A 15,891-nucleotide genomic window follows, 5' to 3' on the forward strand; every position below is an offset into this window, starting at 1 on the left:
AGTTTGAAAAAATTTAATTTATGTCTCATTAAATAACTTGAGACACTATAAAAAAGTAGGATTATCCAATTTTACAGAAATCCGATAAGCTGCATTTACCAAGCCTACATGACTATAGGCTTGTGGAAAATTACCCCACTGACTTCCATCCTGATCGTCTACATCTTCACTAAATAGCATCAAATGATTACCATATGTTAATAGCTGTTTGAATACTTCCTGTGCTTCATCAAGTCTCCCAACACAAGCCAATGCTTCCACATACCAAAATGCACAAACCAAAAATGTTGCTTTTGGCTTTCCAAAATCATCTTTATACAGATAACGATAGAACAATCCATTTTCTCCTTTTAATTCAGCTTCCAGTTCTTCCAAATGTCGTTTTGCTTTGTTACTTGATGGGTTCAGATAGTTCATCATAATCAATTGTAAGGTGGAGGCATCTAAGTGTTCATTATCTGTTGCTGTCGTGTATACTTGTCGATTAATATCGTAACAGCTTTCGATATGAGCAGTAGCTTGGTCTCTTAATTGTTGGGCCTCCTGTTTTATCTCCTCAAAACCATATTGTTCAGCTATTTTTAGTGCTGCGGTAGCACCTGCCCATTGAAATAAGTTTGAATAACAATGCCTGTTTTCAAAATTTCTAAATTCCCATATTCCCACGTCCAACTCGTCGATGGTATTTTTTATTTTATCTAAAATAAAAGTGGTCCATGATTTTGCTAAACCCATATTTTGATGACTAAAGCGATGGTCGGTAAAAAGTGGTAATAATGCGATTAGGGCTTGTCCATATACATCATTTTGTATGTGTTCATAAGCCTGATTACCGATTCGAATAGGTTTATTTCCTAAATATCCTGTCAGATGATCCAGTGTTGATTCTTCCAATCGATGCTGTCCCATTATACCATATAGTGGTTGCAACCTGCCAGTATCTGTCTGTGTGATGTTCGCGATATAGGACGCATATTTTTCCATTTCTTCAAATTGTCCAATATGGCTTAAGGCAGTCAATACATAATAACTGTCTCGTAACCAGCAATATCTATAATCCCAATTACGGCCACTACCAGGATATTCAGGTAAACTCGTTGTACTTGCCGCGATAAGGGCTCCTGTATCTTCGTATTGATGAAGTTTAAGAACTAAGGCAGACCGTATTACCTCTTTTTGATAAAAGGAAGGAATGGAAGCATTCTTGATCCATTTTTGCCAATAAGCTTTTGTTCTTAACAGAAATTCTTCTGCCGTACGTTCTATAGGAGCTTCAAATGGACTTCCAAAAGTCATCACCAAATAAATAGTACCACTTAGGACATAGGGGATGTCATCAAAAAAATGGCTGACTGGCATATTGGTTGCAAGTCTGATCTTGATATCTTCTTGTTCGAATTGAATATGATTGCTTCCTCTATTTTTGACAAACCCCTGTTCTCCATAAGCATATTTTGGGATACATCTGACTTTAATTTTTGGTTGACCTTGTAAGGGCTCTATTTTACGAATCAACATGAGTGGTTTGTAATAGCGTTCATACTGTTCGAATCGAGGAGCAAAATCGGTAATTCGGTACGTTCCCTCAGCTGATGTCAATGTCGTTGTCAGAATGTTAGTGTTTTCAATATAATGCTGTTCTTTATATGTTAAGTCGGAAGTGGGAAGAATTGAAAATTCGCCTCCTTTTTCCTGATCCAACAATCCTCCAAATACAAATGAATCTTGGAATGTAGGCCAACAAAGCCATACGATATTTCCGGTTTCATTAACATGAGCTATATAGGAACAATTGCCAATAATTCCACTATTGTAAGTATGTCGTTTTGTTGTTTTCATGATTACTGAATTTATTGTGATTAGGATGTGAGGAGATCTGATCTATTTGATTTTTATTATGTGCAAAATACTCAATCAGCTGGATTGCTTCTTGTTGATCTTCTACATAGAACTGTGCTGCCGATTTTTTGTTCCCAACCTTAATGGTAATGGCCTCTGGAGGTAGCTCCAAAAACATATCTTCATCTGTTTCATCGTCCCCGATAGCAAAAATGAAATCTGGTTTATAGTCATTTACGATTTCGATCGCTGCTTTACCTTTATTCAATTCACTACCTTTTACCTCGATTACTTTGTCCCCCATTAAAAGTTGTAATCCATGTTGTTGAACTAAATACCGTAAACTTTCGGTTAATTCTAAAGCACGAAGTTGCCCTAATCCTGGTTGTGCTTTACGATAGTGCCAAGCTAAAGAATAGGATTTTTCTTCAATGACCGAACCAGCAGTATTATTAGCGAATTTTGTCATGATGTGTTTGACTGGTATTTTCCAACGAGTAGATAAAATAGCAACACTATGCCATTTATGTGTCGGATAGTTCGTCCAAGCACCGTGCTCTGCCACTAAGTAGTATTTCTCATTAGCAAACCAATTTTCCAGTGTATCATGAGGTCTTCCACTGATGATGACAATTTGACTAGCTTCATTTTCCTGAAGTAGATTCAGCGTATCATACAACGATCGGGTAGGTGAAGCTGCAGCAGCATCATTTTGAAATCCAATTAATGTACCATCATAGTCAAGAAAAAATAACCTTCTTGTAGCATGATTATATTTATTGAGAATAGTTTTCTTTGTGTCAAGATTAATTTTTCTTGCCATTTCATTCTGTTGAAATACTTTAATCTCCCGCAGTCTATTGAAGAATAACCTTACCCAATGTCGGATGTTGAATTTTTTAACGATTTCAATACTGTCATTTAGTCTTCTGCGTTGTTCATAAGTGGGCATGTCTAAAGCCGTATGTATGGCATCCCGTACTTGATCCGTTGCATTGGGATTGATTAGGATTGCTTGAGTAAGCTCTTTAGCAGCACCAGCCAGCTCACTCAAAATAAGAACTCCATTGCTGGTCTCTTTGCTTGCTATATATTCCTTACATACGAGGTTCATGCCATCTCGAATGGATGTTATTAAACAGATATCTGCAGCGACGTATAGAGAAGACAATTCTTCTATAGGAAATGAATTATAAAAATATGCAATCGGAGTCCATTCGTTGCTTCCATAAATAGCATTAATATGCCCCACTGTTCGATCAATCTCATCTAGTAATTGCTTGTACTGAGCAACATGATCACGTGATGGTACAACAATCATATAGAGGACGACCTGTTCTCGTCGTTCAGGATAAGTCACAAGCAGACTTTCATAGGCCAATAGACGCTCTAGGATTCCTTTGCTGTAATCTAATCGATCAATACTCAGGATGATTTTTCTGTTTTTATAATATTCTCTTATTTCTTGAGATCGTAGGAGTATAGGTTCACTATGTGCCAATTGGGAAAATTTTTCAAAATCGATACCCATAGGATAAACTTCTGTAAAAATACTACGCCCACCTGCGTGTAGACAGTTGTTGTGTACATTCAGTCCGAGAATATGTGCACATGAATTTAAGAAATGTTGCGTATCATTAAAGGTGTGAAAACCAATGAGATCTGCTCCTAAAAGACCATTTAACAATTCATCTCTCCAAGGTATACTTCTAAATACCTCATCATTAGGAAAGGGGATATGCTGAAAATAACCTATTGCAGTATTTTGATATAATTTTCGCACCATTTGTGGTAGTAACATCAACTGATAGTCATGAATCCATACTTCATCCTTTTCATTGATGTCTTGAAAATTTTTCATTTACTTTTTTATACATTTCCCAATCGCTCGTTCTGTAAACGGCATAGGATGAACTATAATGAAATACGGGCCATAATACTTCATTTGAAAATCCTTCGTAATACCCTCTTAGTTCCTCTTCTGATAAAAATACCGGAATTAAATTTAATTTGGCCAAATGAGATTTTATATAGATTTCCTCTTCTACATTTAATGGAATAATACCTGGCCAACCTATCCAAATGTTTTCTTCTTTCTTATAAATCGATCCCAAACCAGTAGCCAATCCTCCTTCACTTGAAATAAATACAAGTTCATTGCCTTGACGTTCAATTCGTATTGGTAATCTGTTGGAAACGATAATCGTTCTTTTTTTATATATATTCATTCCTAATTTTAGTTTACTAATTTCTTCATAGGTCGTGTTACAGCAATTTGATAGCTGTATATTAACAAGATTATCTTTGTACTCAGACGGTAAGTATAATGATGCTATTGAAGCATCCTCCAAGATTTGTGAATGCGTTTTTTTGATCCTTCTGATGCCTGCAGATGAGTGGCTATCTTCTGGTATTTATATCCTTCCAAGTACATGGTAAAACCTAAATAGTGCTTCTCGTCCAGTCGGTTTAATGCAGTTTCAATATCTTTCAATAAGAAATTGGATTCCCCTTTGTTTTTTCTTGTTTTTCATTCATAAATAGGGTACGCCGATAAGTGTGAGACGTTTTAATAAAATGATCTTTGCAGTATTAATAAGTTGTGTTTCCATAAGTGTAGCATGTTATACCTATCTGATTCATCGAATTTTTTCCTAGGCGTTGGATGAGAGTTCCTGATAATAGAACGAAATTTTAACATAAAAAATGTTCATCTTTTCGTAGAAAAGATGACTTTGATTATTTACTTTTTGTTAGACGTATTAGTACGTTTTCTTTATAAAACTACATCAAACAGCTTTTAAATATATTTAAAAGCTGTTTGACTAAAACTATATAAAGAAATAGTTGCCACATAGGGATAGCTAGCAAAGTTTAAATCCGTATAAAACTGAAAAAATTGGGGCTTTATACCTGTACATTGAAATAAGTTATTGATTTTTTTACTTTCTTAATAGTAAACTTTAAGAATGCTTCTCATGTTATTCTGTCAAGCTTGTCTTTTTTGTTTAAGCTATAGATTACTATAATAAAACACTTTTACAATTTGATCGAGTCTAAGTTGAGATGTCTGGTACTAAAGCGTAATTTCTTCTTGTCTGATTATTAATGCGTATTTAACTCACTTCTTTCAGTTTTAATACTCAATTTATTATATAATGTATGTTACTTTTTTTAAAGAATGAACATTGCTGGTTGTTGGCCTGTTCAATAAAAAAAGCTACTAACTGAAGTGCTTAAAAAACGACAATATTATGGAACAAAGTTTTCCCCGGAGACTCATCAAGATCATTAAGAGTACAGAAGATCAACAATCGGGTAATTATACTGAACAAGTATATAAAATATGTATCGATGAGATAGAAGTCTTAAAAGCTTTGGCTGAAATAGAACATAGTTACAGTAAAAATCCTGACTACGAACGTTTGCATGGTGCTAAAGATTATCTTTCTGCAAAATTTCGCAATATACATACCCATCAAGAGATTTGCTTTCTGACGGGAGATTAATCAACTTATTTCATATAAATTTTATCAGTAAAACATCGGAGCTAACTACGAGTTAAATACATCTTTAACGGTGCGATTTTTGTGCGTTTAATTAATGAAATACACTATGGAAAAGAAGGAAATTCTAATTAGGAGGCTATAGTAGATCAAAATGAAAAATATATAATCTCATTAAAACATTAGGATCCTGTTGCCTTTAAGTCATCTGAAATGATGATTAAATTCTTGATTTGTTTTTAATCGAAAGTTATGAATAGGCTGCATCAATTAATTTAAAGGTGTATATCGAACATATTTTTGACAATGGATTTTTATATACAAGAATGAGGTAGCTAGTTCCAGATTTTTAATAATAAAATACATCTCCTTTAAAATAAACTAAGTTATGATTAAAATTATGCTAGCAGAAGATCATCAGGTCGTCTTAAATGGAATTAAATTATTATTAGAATCGCAGCCCGATCTTTCTGTAATCGATTATGGAAAAAATGGAAATGAAATATTAGCGATTTTAAAAAATGGAAATATTCCACATATTCTCATCACAGATATTAATATGTTGAATATGGACGGTTTGGAGTTGATCTCTCACGTACGTCGTGATTATCCAACAATTAAAATAATAGTACTTTCCATGCTAAATGATCTTCAACTTATGTTGCAAGCATTTGAAAATGGTATAGTTGGTTATTTGGTTAAAAATGTTGGGTATGAAGAGATGTTATTTTGCATAAGGCAGGTAGCAAAGGGTGGGAAGTTTATTTGTGAAGAGATGAGCACATTGTTATTAGATAATTTTCGAAGAAGTCCATCAGCATTTCAGCAAGTAGATCAAATCGTTGAAAAGATTGGATTGACGGCGAGAGAACTGGAGGTATTGCAACTGATTGGAGAAGGGTTTACGAATATGCAAATTGCAGATAAACTTTTTCTAAGTAAACGGACTGTTGAGGGACATCGACAAAATTTATTAGAAAAAACATCTGTCAAAAATACAGCTTCATTAATTAAATATGCATTAAAAAATGGTTTAATACAATAAATTTAACATACCCAATTTTTAACTAGACATTATGTTGTCGTATTTATACTTGTTTTTATATGTTTTAATGCCTGTATGAATAGCTGTTTCAAACAATATAAAAAAAATCAGGTTAGTTAGTTATAAACTAAACCCAAATAGTATTATGAAAAACAGCAAACGAATAGCAATCATCATATTTTTATCTTTTGGAATTTTATACTCATGCCAAAATAATAAAGAAGGTAGTGATAATAAGATTCCACCATCCGCAGGTGACAATACCCGCTATAATTTAAGTGAACAACAGGAGATGTCTATGCAAAGTGATACGCTAAAGACAGATTCAGCTACTATTGATTCGCTTGCTAATCCACATTAAAACAATTAAAAATGGAAAAGAATTTTGATAAGAAACCTCATTCATCAGATGAAGAAGTTCCAGAAGTTGTTAAAAATGAACCAGATGATGTACCTGCTGCTAAGACCATTCATTGGGCAGTTTGGGTAGCAATCATTATCATGCTGATTGTCTTTGTGTATATGTGGAGGAGATAACAAACTTGGAAGATACAATTTGTTCGTTATACTTGCATAATGTATACAAGGAGATACTAATGTTCCCGAATTGCAGTAATTAATTTTTCTTTCGTCATTTTTTGACGGCCTATTATTCCGATAGTTTTAGCCTCCTTCAAAAGAGATGCTTTAGCTCTGTCTTCTAATTTATCCTTGCTGTTATGTTTTTCTGAATCAGGAGTATTTGCAATTCGCGCAGACTTTTCCTTACTATTTCCCGCTTGACGTAATGCCTCATATTTAGCATCATCTTTTAGTTGATTACCGTGTTTCTTTTCCATGATTTCTATTTTTAGTTTAAAATAATTCAAAAAGGGTAAAGATTCGTAAGTAGAATAGAGATTGGATAGATTTAAGTAGGCTTTAGTAGGGGTTTAATAGGGGTAGACCCTTATTAATCCCCTACTAACCCCCTGTTAACCCCCTATTATTACCCTATTAATTGTGATTTTGATATCAAGTTAATAGCAGATAATTCCAAATTAAATTGCAACAAGCATTCAATTAATAATCTGTGATTTTAGTCACTAAATCCTACCAGTGTATATAGCCCAATGATTGAAATAGGGTTATAATTATATTTATTCATAAACAATAATGTCTCGATAAACTAAATTACCGAGACATGCTACAATTTGTTAGGAAGTTATTATCCTTATAAAGTTGCTCTTGCAGCTGCTATACAATCGTCAGCGTATTTTAAAATACCATCTTTATCTGCAACAGATATTTTTTTCTCTCTTAATGCTTTTTCTACATCAGATCTATCTTCTAGAATATCCTTTTGTGAGTCCATGATTTCCTCTGTAGTTCTTGCGTTAATTCGATCTACAATTGATTTACCTAAATCAGCACACAATTCTTTCGCTTTATCATTAGCCAAAGCTGGCATACTGATTTTAGCAATCGCTTCATTTGCAGCCGCCATGTTTGAATATATGATTTTCTCCATGTCTTTGGTTGTTGCATTTTCAGAAGCCTTTCTTGCATCATTTGCCGCATCCAGAGCTTTTTCCTCTGTTTTTTCCATTTCATTTGTTGCTTTTTCCTGCGGCGTATTGTTATTGCATGCATACAGCATGATACCCAATAAAAACGCTGATAAAACTGTTAATTTTCTCATAATGTTTACTTATTTAAAATATCTAAATTAATTTAAATGCGAATCTCACCCTCTCGACCTTGATCATTTTGGGTTCCACCTAACGAGTTGAACAAAGTCAGCGCGTAAGAAACCAGTTTATGATGTTTAGTATCCCAATAATGAGCATGTTCAGGAATGATTTTAAATAAAACAATATTAGGATCTTCACGACCTTTTTCAAACCAGCCTTCTACAAACTTATTCCAATATTTGTCAATTATATTTTGATCTTCAACAATTTGAGCAACGGCAAATATGGATAGGTACTTCATGGATGATGGGTCTGAAAAATACAGTTGAGCTTGGTTATTTTCTAGTAAATTTTTATATTTTTCACTTTCTTTAGATGCTAGAAACCAAATATGGCCATCTTCATCAACTTCTTGTACACTCATAGGACTTGACTCGAACGGAGGATTACGTAAATCTGTGCACAAAAAACAAAAATCAATTCCTTCAGCCAATTCCTTTAATTTTTTGACTGCTTCTCTTTTATTATTTATATTTTCTTGACTCATAGTAATGTGTAGTGATTATTTCGATTTTTGATGAACAATCGATTTGTTTTTATGTAAATGTTACTAAAATTTATAATCATAATTTCGATAGTATTTTTTAGCGAACAATAATGAATAAAACGGATAAGTATTAAACTTGAGCTGTGTCTTCATGGCATTTCCAATTCCCTGCAATTAATCCTGCAAGTGGAAGTAAAGCTTTTATTGATTTGCCAGATTGGTAATGTCGCAAAATCAATAATAAACCAATTGCACCACCAATCCACAGTAAACTTTTATTGCAGATTGTTTTTTTATCTTTCCTATAAGCTTCCGGACCATAGCGATGAGGTGAAGTTCCACTACTTTCATTGACCTTTTCAAATTCCTCTTTTAATTTTGAGTTTTTCATGATATGATTCTTTAGTTAAACTTTCTCTTATAATAGAAGGACAACTTTAAACGTGAAAAAGTTTGTAATAAAATAAAATACTTGTTTTCCTCGTTCTTCATTAGAAGATTGCCCGATTCTCTACACATATTCACTGGCATACTATTTTCGACGAGGGTAATACGCTTGATTATTTCTTAAATTCTGATTCGGAGGAATGTATCGAATGAAGAACGTGGAATTAAATGATTCAAAACTAAACACTAAGGAGTATTTGATTGTTATTATATAAACAAATATATATAGGGAGTTTATGAAGAATGATAAAAAAAGTTTAGATGTACGGATAGCACAGTACAATAAACATTACGGATATTTAGAAAATCCCAAAAAATTTACTATTGAATACGATCCACATCGATTGATTATCCGTAATTTTGCTTTACGAAATAAAAGACGTGAACTTTATGAGGACTTTATTAGAAGTTTTTATCCAGATAAAGTTGAAAAAGAATTAGGTGAGTTTGATTCCTGTTTAATGTATCTGAAATTTTTTAATAAAGAAGAGGCCCGTGATTGGTTCAATTACAATGATGTGAAACTATTAGAGTCAGACATTCAATGTTTCGATAATGATGCTATTTTGAGAATGTTGTTTGTAGAAGATCAAAGTGACTTAGAAGAATTATTGTCTCCAGAACAATCATTTATCTTAAACCGTACTACCCCTGAATTAGTTTTGAAAAATCGAGAACAATTTTGGATTGATACCCGAATAAGCTAATCATTCAAAACCTCGTTTGCTAATAGGATTGAAAAGAATCTTCAATATGATTGAAAGACAACGTATGCTTTAAGTAGATTTTTAATTCTCCGCTAAGTATTATTAAAATAAAGACAATTGAGATCCTGAGTCATTGTCCGATGGTTTTTGAGCTTTTCCCATTACAGTTCTCCCCCCATATTTCCAGGAATCTCGACGTTCTTGCTGAATAATTTCCTGTACATCAAATTGTGGAGTGAAATTGGTCTCTGCTTGAAGTACAATCTGATGCAATTTATTAATAGTTTTCAGTTTATCCATCTGCCCCAGTTTAGATTTCTCTATACCTTTCCTCATTATTGCAATGCTATCATCGTAAATATGAATGGGTACAGGAAAAGGATGACCATCCTTTCCTCCATGTGCAAAAGAAAATCGCGCAGGATCTTTAAATCGTGAGGGACCTCCATGTATTACTTCACTCACAAGTGCTAAAGATTGCATTGTTCTTGGTCCCACACCTTTTAATAATAATAACTCTTCAAAATTATCCGTATGTAATTCGCGAGTTACATATAGGAGGGCGCCAAGCCGCTTTAGATCCACATCTGAAGAACAAACATGATGTCGATTAGGCATCACGAGCTTAGTAAAATCGCGTACAGTCTCATTGGGATCTTCTTGTACTATCGATAATATTCCTGCTCTGTTATCAGCAGCTTCAGCAGCAGTTAAATTTAATATCTGACCTTGAGATATACCATTGATCCCTGTATGAGGTTCCTCAACAAAGGATTTCAGGTTTTCTGAAAGCCAATGATATCTTCTTGCGGTACCATCTTGATCATGCATTCCTTGTTGTATCACGGTCCAGTTCCCTTTATCAGATACGATGAAATTATGCAAATATAATTGATAACCATCCTGAATGGCCGTATTGTCTACTTTTGCAGATAACTTACTTGCACGAACAAGCTCTTCACCAACGAGACCAGTTTTTTCTGCAACACGTAGCAATTCCATTGGAGTTTCTCGTGAAAGACGACCTTTGCCACCGCAGATATATAAGCCTAAAGAAGATGACTGTGGATTAATTGCTCGTTTCAGAGCCCCCATAACGGATGTTGTGATTCCTGACGAATGCCAATCCATACCCAGTACAGCACCAAAACTTTGAAACCAAAAGGGATCGGATAATCTTCTTAATACCTCGTCTTTATTATAATCTGTCAATATCGCTTCCACGATAGAAAGTCCAAGGGTTGACATACGCTCATAAAGCCAAGCAGGCACTTTCCCGTAATGGAGTGGCAGATCTGTAGTTCCCGAACTTCTCATGATTGCTAAATTTATTAGTACAAATGTACATAATAAAAACTTACAACAAGCAAATTATACAAATCCTTTCAAGCAGAAATGATCAGGTTGTCTAAAAATTTTTAGACAACCTTTTGAGTACATGACTATAATTTTCTTTTGAAATTAAAATGATAAGTTCCAGCTTCTAATTCCATTATACGATCTGCTTCAACATTTTCAGGGACATATAAGGTCGCTGTTGTATTTGCAGGAATAACAACCTCATAGTTAATTTGATCTCCTTCAGATTTCCATTTAGAAACAATCTTGCCATATGGTGAATCATGTGAAGCTTCAAACGCTTTCAAGTCTGCGATAAAATGAGGTCTTAGTTGTATATGTTTAAAACCCGGCTTTTCATCATCCGGTTTGATACCTCCCAGTCCTTTAAAGAACCAAGCTCCGATTTCACCAAACATCATATGGTTATCAGAAATATCTCGCTTGGCATCTAAATCCCAGTTTTCCAATAAAGTTGTTGCACCATTTTCTATCCACCATCCCCAAGAAGGGTAGGTGTTCTGTACAGCTACCCGATAAGCTGTTTCTGCGTAACCATTCTCACTTAGTGCATTTAAAATAGCTTTAGCACCCAATACACCAACGTCTAAATGAAAACCAGCCTGCTCTACTTTTAAGGCTAGGTTTTTAGCAACTTGTTTTTTTTGAGTTTCAGGAACAACACCCCATTGCAAAGGAACACTCAATTCGGTTTGGGTACCTGTTGCATAAATGCCTGTTGTCGTATTCAAATACTTCTTATTAATTGCATTTTTGATGTTTTTAGCTAGGGACGTGTAGTAAACATGATCTTGCTCTTTTCCTAAAATTTTGGCGGTACGAGCTAAAATAGTGGCATCAACATAATAATAACAAGAAGATGTCAATTCCAATGATGAAGTAGATTTCACAGGAACCCAATCACCTCTTCCCCAATCTGTCAAGTCATCAGGACTACGTTTCTTGATATAATCAACATATGATTTGATATTTGCATAAGTATCCTCCAATAATTTAGAATCTCCGTAAAATTGATAGATCTCCCATGGGATAATGGCAATAGTACTCGTCCAATCAACACCATTTGCAGTACCATATCCCCAACCTCCAGTAGGAATAATATCGGGTAGTACGCCATCCGTACGTTGTTCGTCACGATGATCAGCGATCCATTTTTCATACACAGAAATTCCATCGAAATTATAAAGTGCTGTTTCAATAGCAAAGTGACCATCTCCAGTCCAACCATTTTTTTCACGTTGCGGACAATCAGTAGGATATCCCATTAAATTTGATAGATAAGCATTGTTTGTGGCCCACCATAAGCGATCTAACAAACTATTTGACGATTTAATACTCCCTTTTGGAGTGACATCACTGTGTGTAAAATAAGCTAAAAGACTATTTTTGTCTAATTGAATCGGTTGATTACTTGTTACCTCTACATAGCGGAAGCCTTTGTAATTGAATTTTGGAAGAAAATGCTCTTGCCCCTTGCCACTTAAAATGTACACATCTGTTTGAAAAGGATCTGTGCTATCTTTAGGTCTGTGATAAACATCAATATTGGAAAGGTCAACACGACCATTTGCATAGCGTCTTTCTCCATGTTTAAGTTTCAATATTGTCCCAGCTTCTCCAACAATTTTTATTTCGCTAACTCCAGCAATGTTTCGTCCCATATCAAAAACATACGTAGAGTCATTGAACTTTTGCATAGCCACAGGCTTCAATGTTTCAACAAGACGGATCGGTTGAACTTGCTGAGAAACAAGAAGAGGAGAGGGTGCTTTTCTGATGGATACCAATTGCCAATTGCGATCATCAAAATTCACGTCATTCCATCCCTTTTGTTCCAATCTAGCATCGTATTGTTCTCCAGTATAAATGCTATTATAACGTAATGGACCATCTGCCGTTTTCCATTCTTTATCAGATGAAATAACTTCTGTAGAACCATCAGTATAGGTAATCCGAAGATCTAGGCAAAAGGTAGGTCGATTACGCCAAGGAGCTTTATCAAAATCCCATACCGCTCCAGACTGATGATTATACCAACCATTTCCCAATAGAACACCTAAAGCATTTTGACCCTTTTTTAATTCTTTGGTCACATCATAGGTAACATACAAATTTCTACGGTCAAATCGGGTATACATGGGATCTAAACGATGGTTACCTATTTTTTTACCATTGATATATAATTCATATAAACCTGCTACAGCAATATATGCACGAGCCTCTTTGATTTTTTTGTTTATGGGAAAAGGTTTACGAAAATAGGGTGCTTGCTTTACGTCTGTATTCTGACCATCATCAATCCAGCTGCCTTGCCAGTTTTGCATCTGCATCATTCCTGTTTCGAAAGAAGAGATAGGAGAACTTGCAGATTGACCGTCTTTGTCCCAGAGAATGACTTTCCAAAAATATCTTGTAAATGGTATAAGTGTCTTTCCCTGATAACGTATATACATACGATCACTAGTCACTTTATTCGTATTCCAAAGAAGAGATTTTCCTTTTGATACTGCTATAGAATCGGTACCTACAACAAGCTGATAAGCTGTTTGTTTAGCTCCTTTTCTAGCATCGTTAAGCTGCCAGGTAAGTCGAGGATGTGCTTCATCCAAACCTATTGGCTGATAAAAGTATTCACATTGAAGATGTGCAGGACTAAAAGAGAGTTTTTTTTGACCAAAGAGGCCGCAAGCTGTAAAGAGAAAGAAAACGGTAATAATTTGTTTTTTCATTTAAATAAGTTCCTGTAAGTCGTTTAGGTTCAGTATTATATTTTGCTATTTATGTTAAATTCATTTATAGTATTTTTTAGATCAACATCATATTGCTTACCTTTTCGTACAAAAACAAATAAAATACTTCATGATAAAGAAAAATCATATATTCATAAAATAGTGAAATAAATAACAATCTAATTGTTAACCAATTTACTAAATTTAAGATATAAATGATTAATAAAGAAAAAATAGAAGCTTTTTGGAATTGGTTTGAACTCGTTTATTATGACTCCACATTTAGAACAACAATTACTGTCATATGAAAGATAATGTTTAACTATTCTCAATTAAGATTTTGTTGTCAATCCCTATGTTATCCTGTAGTACGAAAATTTATTATGAGGAGTGACGAAAATCTTCAATTGTTTTATTAAAGTTGTTCATGATCGACAATACGTGTTGAAGTAGTTCTTTATCTATGTTACCATATTGATCAAATTTTCCTTTTATACCTTTAATCAAGATAGAATTTTCTGGTCGTATTATAGCGCCAAGTGTTTCTAATATGAGGTGAAGCTCTTCATGACCTTTTATGCCACTTGACGAGGCTGTTAATACAGAAATAGGTTTATTCGTAAAGATCATTGTAGATACACACCATTCCAACAAGTTTTTTAAGCCACTTGGAATACTGAAAATATACTCTGGTGTTGAAAATAATATTCCATCCGAATGTTCAATTAATTCTCGGATATTCTTTATTTTTTCTGGAACATTGTGTTCGGTCAATTCGGTATTAAAATGCGGTAATTCTGACAAGCTATTATACATAGTGATGTCGAAATGATCTACTTTTTCAATTATTTTTTCAACGAACTTTTGATTGGAAGAATTTGGAGTCGCACTCCCGATGATCGCTAAAATTTTTTTGTTACGCTTTTGCATGCTATATGATGTTATCTTAAAGATAAACAATTGCGTTAAATAACCAAATTACATAATAATCCTCCATAGGCTAAATGAATCTTTTACAGTAAGGAATACTAATTCCTTTTTAGACATCTGTTAAATAGGTATTATTATAAATATTTATTCTAAAACCTAAGATCGCGATTCATTCATCCACTCCTTATTATCGATCTTTGGTATGGTAAATAATAGAATCAGTGCAATTATTTGCAATATCGTTTGGATGATATTGATCACCCCAACGATGGGACTTTGTAAGATATTTTGAATCATATAAGGAATTCCCAATAGCCCTATTACCAATAAGATTAATAAAACATATTTTATCCAATCTGTACCTTTACGTATGAGAAGTCCAATTCCAACCAAAAAAGCAAGTGTAAGAAGTGCAGCAGAAATTGAAGAGGCAGATGTTAATATTGCAGGTGTAAGTAGTATATTTATTACCCCCAATGCGGCAGAAATAAACATACAGTTGGAAGATTTTATGTGATTTGAATGAATAATTATTTCATCTTCTTTGTACCTTTTAGCAAGTATGTTTTCTAAATGGATACTTTCTTCTTCTGTAAAATCACGACCTCTTGATTTTAGTATATCATAAGCAAATGCAATAGCTTCTGGTACAAATTGACTTTCAGATTTGATGTATTCCTCTAATTCCGCATTTGATTTTTGTTCTAATACTTTTCTTTTAACGCTCATATTTAGTTTATAATAATGTGCAAGTATAGAAAAAAATCAGGTATATATTCCATCTTGTTTAATTTGAAATTAAATTAGTTTTTCATTCTTAAAAGATAGCGCTAACTTTAAAATTACTAACCAATATATACCATATCTACTTAGCATTATGCTATGTATCGAGGCATGGATAAGAAGTCAAGCAATTCGAAAAATCTAATAACATTAAAAATTCAAAACAATTTAGAATATAAAATGTCAATAAATAAAGAAGAACAAAAAAATCGTAGCTATACTCCATGAGTATCCTTTGCATTTAACACAGAATCGTTGGTTGCTTACAGGATAAGGATTAATTGTAGATTTTGCTTCAAAGAGGTTTATTTCGAGTACAGATTATA

14 protein-coding genes and 1 pseudogene are annotated in these 15,891 nt (G+C 33.8%); 5 read left to right on the plus strand and 10 right to left on the minus strand.

Annotation, left to right across the window (positions count from 1 at the left end; genetic code table 11):
• Nucleotides 1-45: 45 nt before the first annotated feature.
• The gene (locus LZQ00_RS05500; protein WP_234512719.1) at nucleotides 46-1,839 is read right to left on the minus strand and encodes a glycoside hydrolase family 15 protein; all 1,794 of its coding nucleotides are present in this window, start codon (nucleotides 1,837-1,839) and stop codon (nucleotides 46-48) included.
• A pseudogene (locus tag LZQ00_RS05505) lies at nucleotides 1,808-4,067 on the minus strand (bifunctional alpha,alpha-trehalose-phosphate synthase (UDP-forming)/trehalose-phosphatase). The gene LZQ00_RS05500 and the pseudogene LZQ00_RS05505 overlap by 32 nt, the downstream one beginning before the upstream one ends.
• A 1,026-nt stretch (nucleotides 4,068-5,093) precedes the next feature.
• On the opposite strand from LZQ00_RS05505, the gene LZQ00_RS05510 reads away from it, so the two are divergent.
• From LZQ00_RS05510 to LZQ00_RS05525, 4 genes are all read left to right on the plus strand, one after another.
• Nucleotides 5,094-5,348, plus strand: coding sequence for a hypothetical protein (locus LZQ00_RS05510; RefSeq protein WP_234512720.1), 255 nt, complete (start codon nucleotides 5,094-5,096; stop codon nucleotides 5,346-5,348).
• Between the two features lie 385 nt (nucleotides 5,349-5,733).
• Nucleotides 5,734-6,390: a response regulator gene (locus LZQ00_RS05515; RefSeq protein WP_234512722.1), complete on the plus strand. Its 657-nt coding sequence runs from the start codon at nucleotides 5,734-5,736 to the stop codon at nucleotides 6,388-6,390.
• 145 nt (nucleotides 6,391-6,535) lie between these two features.
• On the plus strand, nucleotides 6,536-6,751 hold the full coding sequence (locus LZQ00_RS05520) for a hypothetical protein (RefSeq protein WP_234512724.1): 216 nt from the start codon (nucleotides 6,536-6,538) through the stop codon (nucleotides 6,749-6,751).
• An 11-nt stretch (nucleotides 6,752-6,762) separates the two neighbouring features.
• Nucleotides 6,763-6,927 (plus strand): hypothetical protein, encoded by a 165-nt coding sequence (locus LZQ00_RS05525; RefSeq protein WP_234512734.1) that lies wholly within the window; start codon nucleotides 6,763-6,765, stop codon nucleotides 6,925-6,927.
• 56 nt (nucleotides 6,928-6,983) lie between these two features.
• On the opposite strand, the gene LZQ00_RS05530 is transcribed toward LZQ00_RS05525, so the two are convergent.
• The 4 genes from LZQ00_RS05530 to LZQ00_RS05545 form a co-directional block, all read right to left on the minus strand.
• Nucleotides 6,984-7,229, minus strand: a complete 246-nt coding sequence (locus tag LZQ00_RS05530) for a Rho termination factor (RefSeq protein ID WP_234512736.1) — start codon at nucleotides 7,227-7,229, stop codon at nucleotides 6,984-6,986.
• A 374-nt stretch (nucleotides 7,230-7,603) separates the two neighbouring features.
• The gene (locus tag LZQ00_RS05535) at nucleotides 7,604-8,071 is read right to left on the minus strand and encodes a hypothetical protein (protein ID WP_234512738.1); all 468 of its coding nucleotides are present in this window, start codon (nucleotides 8,069-8,071) and stop codon (nucleotides 7,604-7,606) included.
• 32 nt (nucleotides 8,072-8,103) lie between these two features.
• On the minus strand, nucleotides 8,104-8,610 hold the full coding sequence (locus tag LZQ00_RS05540; protein WP_234512740.1) for a pyridoxamine 5'-phosphate oxidase family protein: 507 nt from the start codon (nucleotides 8,608-8,610) through the stop codon (nucleotides 8,104-8,106).
• A gap of 130 nt (nucleotides 8,611-8,740) precedes the next feature.
• Nucleotides 8,741-9,001 carry a hypothetical protein gene (locus tag LZQ00_RS05545; protein WP_234512757.1) on the minus strand — a complete coding sequence of 87 codons (261 nt, stop codon included), beginning with the start codon at nucleotides 8,999-9,001 and terminating at the stop codon, nucleotides 8,741-8,743.
• A gap of 292 nt (nucleotides 9,002-9,293) precedes the next feature.
• Here LZQ00_RS05545 and LZQ00_RS05550 point away from each other — a divergent pair, with 292 nt between their 5' ends.
• Nucleotides 9,294-9,764 (plus strand): hypothetical protein, encoded by a 471-nt coding sequence (locus LZQ00_RS05550; RefSeq protein ID WP_234512759.1) that lies wholly within the window; start codon nucleotides 9,294-9,296, stop codon nucleotides 9,762-9,764.
• A gap of 102 nt (nucleotides 9,765-9,866) precedes the next feature.
• On the opposite strand, the gene LZQ00_RS05555 is transcribed toward LZQ00_RS05550, so the two are convergent.
• The 4 genes from LZQ00_RS05555 to LZQ00_RS05570 all read right to left on the minus strand — a co-directional run bounded on the left by LZQ00_RS05555 (nucleotide 9,867) and on the right by LZQ00_RS05570 (nucleotide 15,511).
• Nucleotides 9,867-11,081 (minus strand): DUF763 domain-containing protein, encoded by a 1,215-nt coding sequence (locus LZQ00_RS05555; protein ID WP_234512761.1) that lies wholly within the window; start codon nucleotides 11,079-11,081, stop codon nucleotides 9,867-9,869.
• A gap of 125 nt (nucleotides 11,082-11,206) precedes the next feature.
• Nucleotides 11,207-13,852 carry a glycoside hydrolase family 78 protein gene (locus tag LZQ00_RS05560; protein WP_234512768.1) on the minus strand — a complete coding sequence of 882 codons (2,646 nt, stop codon included), beginning with the start codon at nucleotides 13,850-13,852 and terminating at the stop codon, nucleotides 11,207-11,209.
• A gap of 381 nt (nucleotides 13,853-14,233) precedes the next feature.
• Complete coding sequence (locus tag LZQ00_RS05565; protein ID WP_234512770.1) at nucleotides 14,234-14,782, minus strand: NADPH-dependent FMN reductase; 549 nt, start codon at nucleotides 14,780-14,782, stop codon at nucleotides 14,234-14,236.
• 156 nt (nucleotides 14,783-14,938) lie between these two features.
• Nucleotides 14,939-15,511: a hypothetical protein gene (locus LZQ00_RS05570; RefSeq protein WP_234512772.1), complete on the minus strand. Its 573-nt coding sequence runs from the start codon at nucleotides 15,509-15,511 to the stop codon at nucleotides 14,939-14,941.
• Between the last annotated feature and the right edge of the window lie 380 nt (nucleotides 15,512-15,891).

This window comes from Sphingobacterium sp. SRCM116780 (genome assembly GCF_021442025.1).
Taxonomy (GTDB): domain Bacteria; phylum Bacteroidota; class Bacteroidia; order Sphingobacteriales; family Sphingobacteriaceae; genus Sphingobacterium.

Excerpts from the sequence above, each read along its gene's own strand:
- LZQ00_RS05570 (WP_234512772.1), bottom strand. The coding sequence starts at position 15,511 with ATGAGCGTTAAAAGAAAAGTATTAGAACAAAAATCAAATGCGGAATTA.
- LZQ00_RS05525 (WP_234512734.1), top strand. The coding sequence starts at position 6,763 with ATGGAAAAGAATTTTGATAAGAAACCTCATTCATCAGATGAAGAAGTT.
- LZQ00_RS05540 (WP_234512740.1), bottom strand. The coding sequence starts at position 8,610 with ATGAGTCAAGAAAATATAAATAATAAAAGAGAAGCAGTCAAAAAATTA.
- LZQ00_RS05555 (WP_234512761.1), bottom strand. The coding sequence starts at position 11,081 with ATGAGAAGTTCGGGAACTACAGATCTGCCACTCCATTACGGGAAAGTG.
- LZQ00_RS05530 (WP_234512736.1), bottom strand. The coding sequence starts at position 7,229 with ATGGAAAAGAAACACGGTAATCAACTAAAAGATGATGCTAAATATGAG.
- LZQ00_RS05500 (WP_234512719.1), bottom strand. The coding sequence starts at position 1,839 with ATGAAAACAACAAAACGACATACTTACAATAGTGGAATTATTGGCAAT.
- LZQ00_RS05565 (WP_234512770.1), bottom strand. The coding sequence starts at position 14,782 with ATGCAAAAGCGTAACAAAAAAATTTTAGCGATCATCGGGAGTGCGACT.
- LZQ00_RS05515 (WP_234512722.1), top strand. The coding sequence starts at position 5,734 with ATGATTAAAATTATGCTAGCAGAAGATCATCAGGTCGTCTTAAATGGA.
- LZQ00_RS05545 (WP_234512757.1), bottom strand. The coding sequence starts at position 9,001 with ATGAAAAACTCAAAATTAAAAGAGGAATTTGAAAAGGTCAATGAAAGT.
- LZQ00_RS05535 (WP_234512738.1), bottom strand. The coding sequence starts at position 8,071 with ATGAGAAAATTAACAGTTTTATCAGCGTTTTTATTGGGTATCATGCTG.
- LZQ00_RS05520 (WP_234512724.1), top strand. The coding sequence starts at position 6,536 with ATGAAAAACAGCAAACGAATAGCAATCATCATATTTTTATCTTTTGGA.
- LZQ00_RS05560 (WP_234512768.1), bottom strand. The coding sequence starts at position 13,852 with ATGAAAAAACAAATTATTACCGTTTTCTTTCTCTTTACAGCTTGCGGC.
- LZQ00_RS05550 (WP_234512759.1), top strand. The coding sequence starts at position 9,294 with ATGAAGAATGATAAAAAAAGTTTAGATGTACGGATAGCACAGTACAAT.
- LZQ00_RS05510 (WP_234512720.1), top strand. The coding sequence starts at position 5,094 with ATGGAACAAAGTTTTCCCCGGAGACTCATCAAGATCATTAAGAGTACA.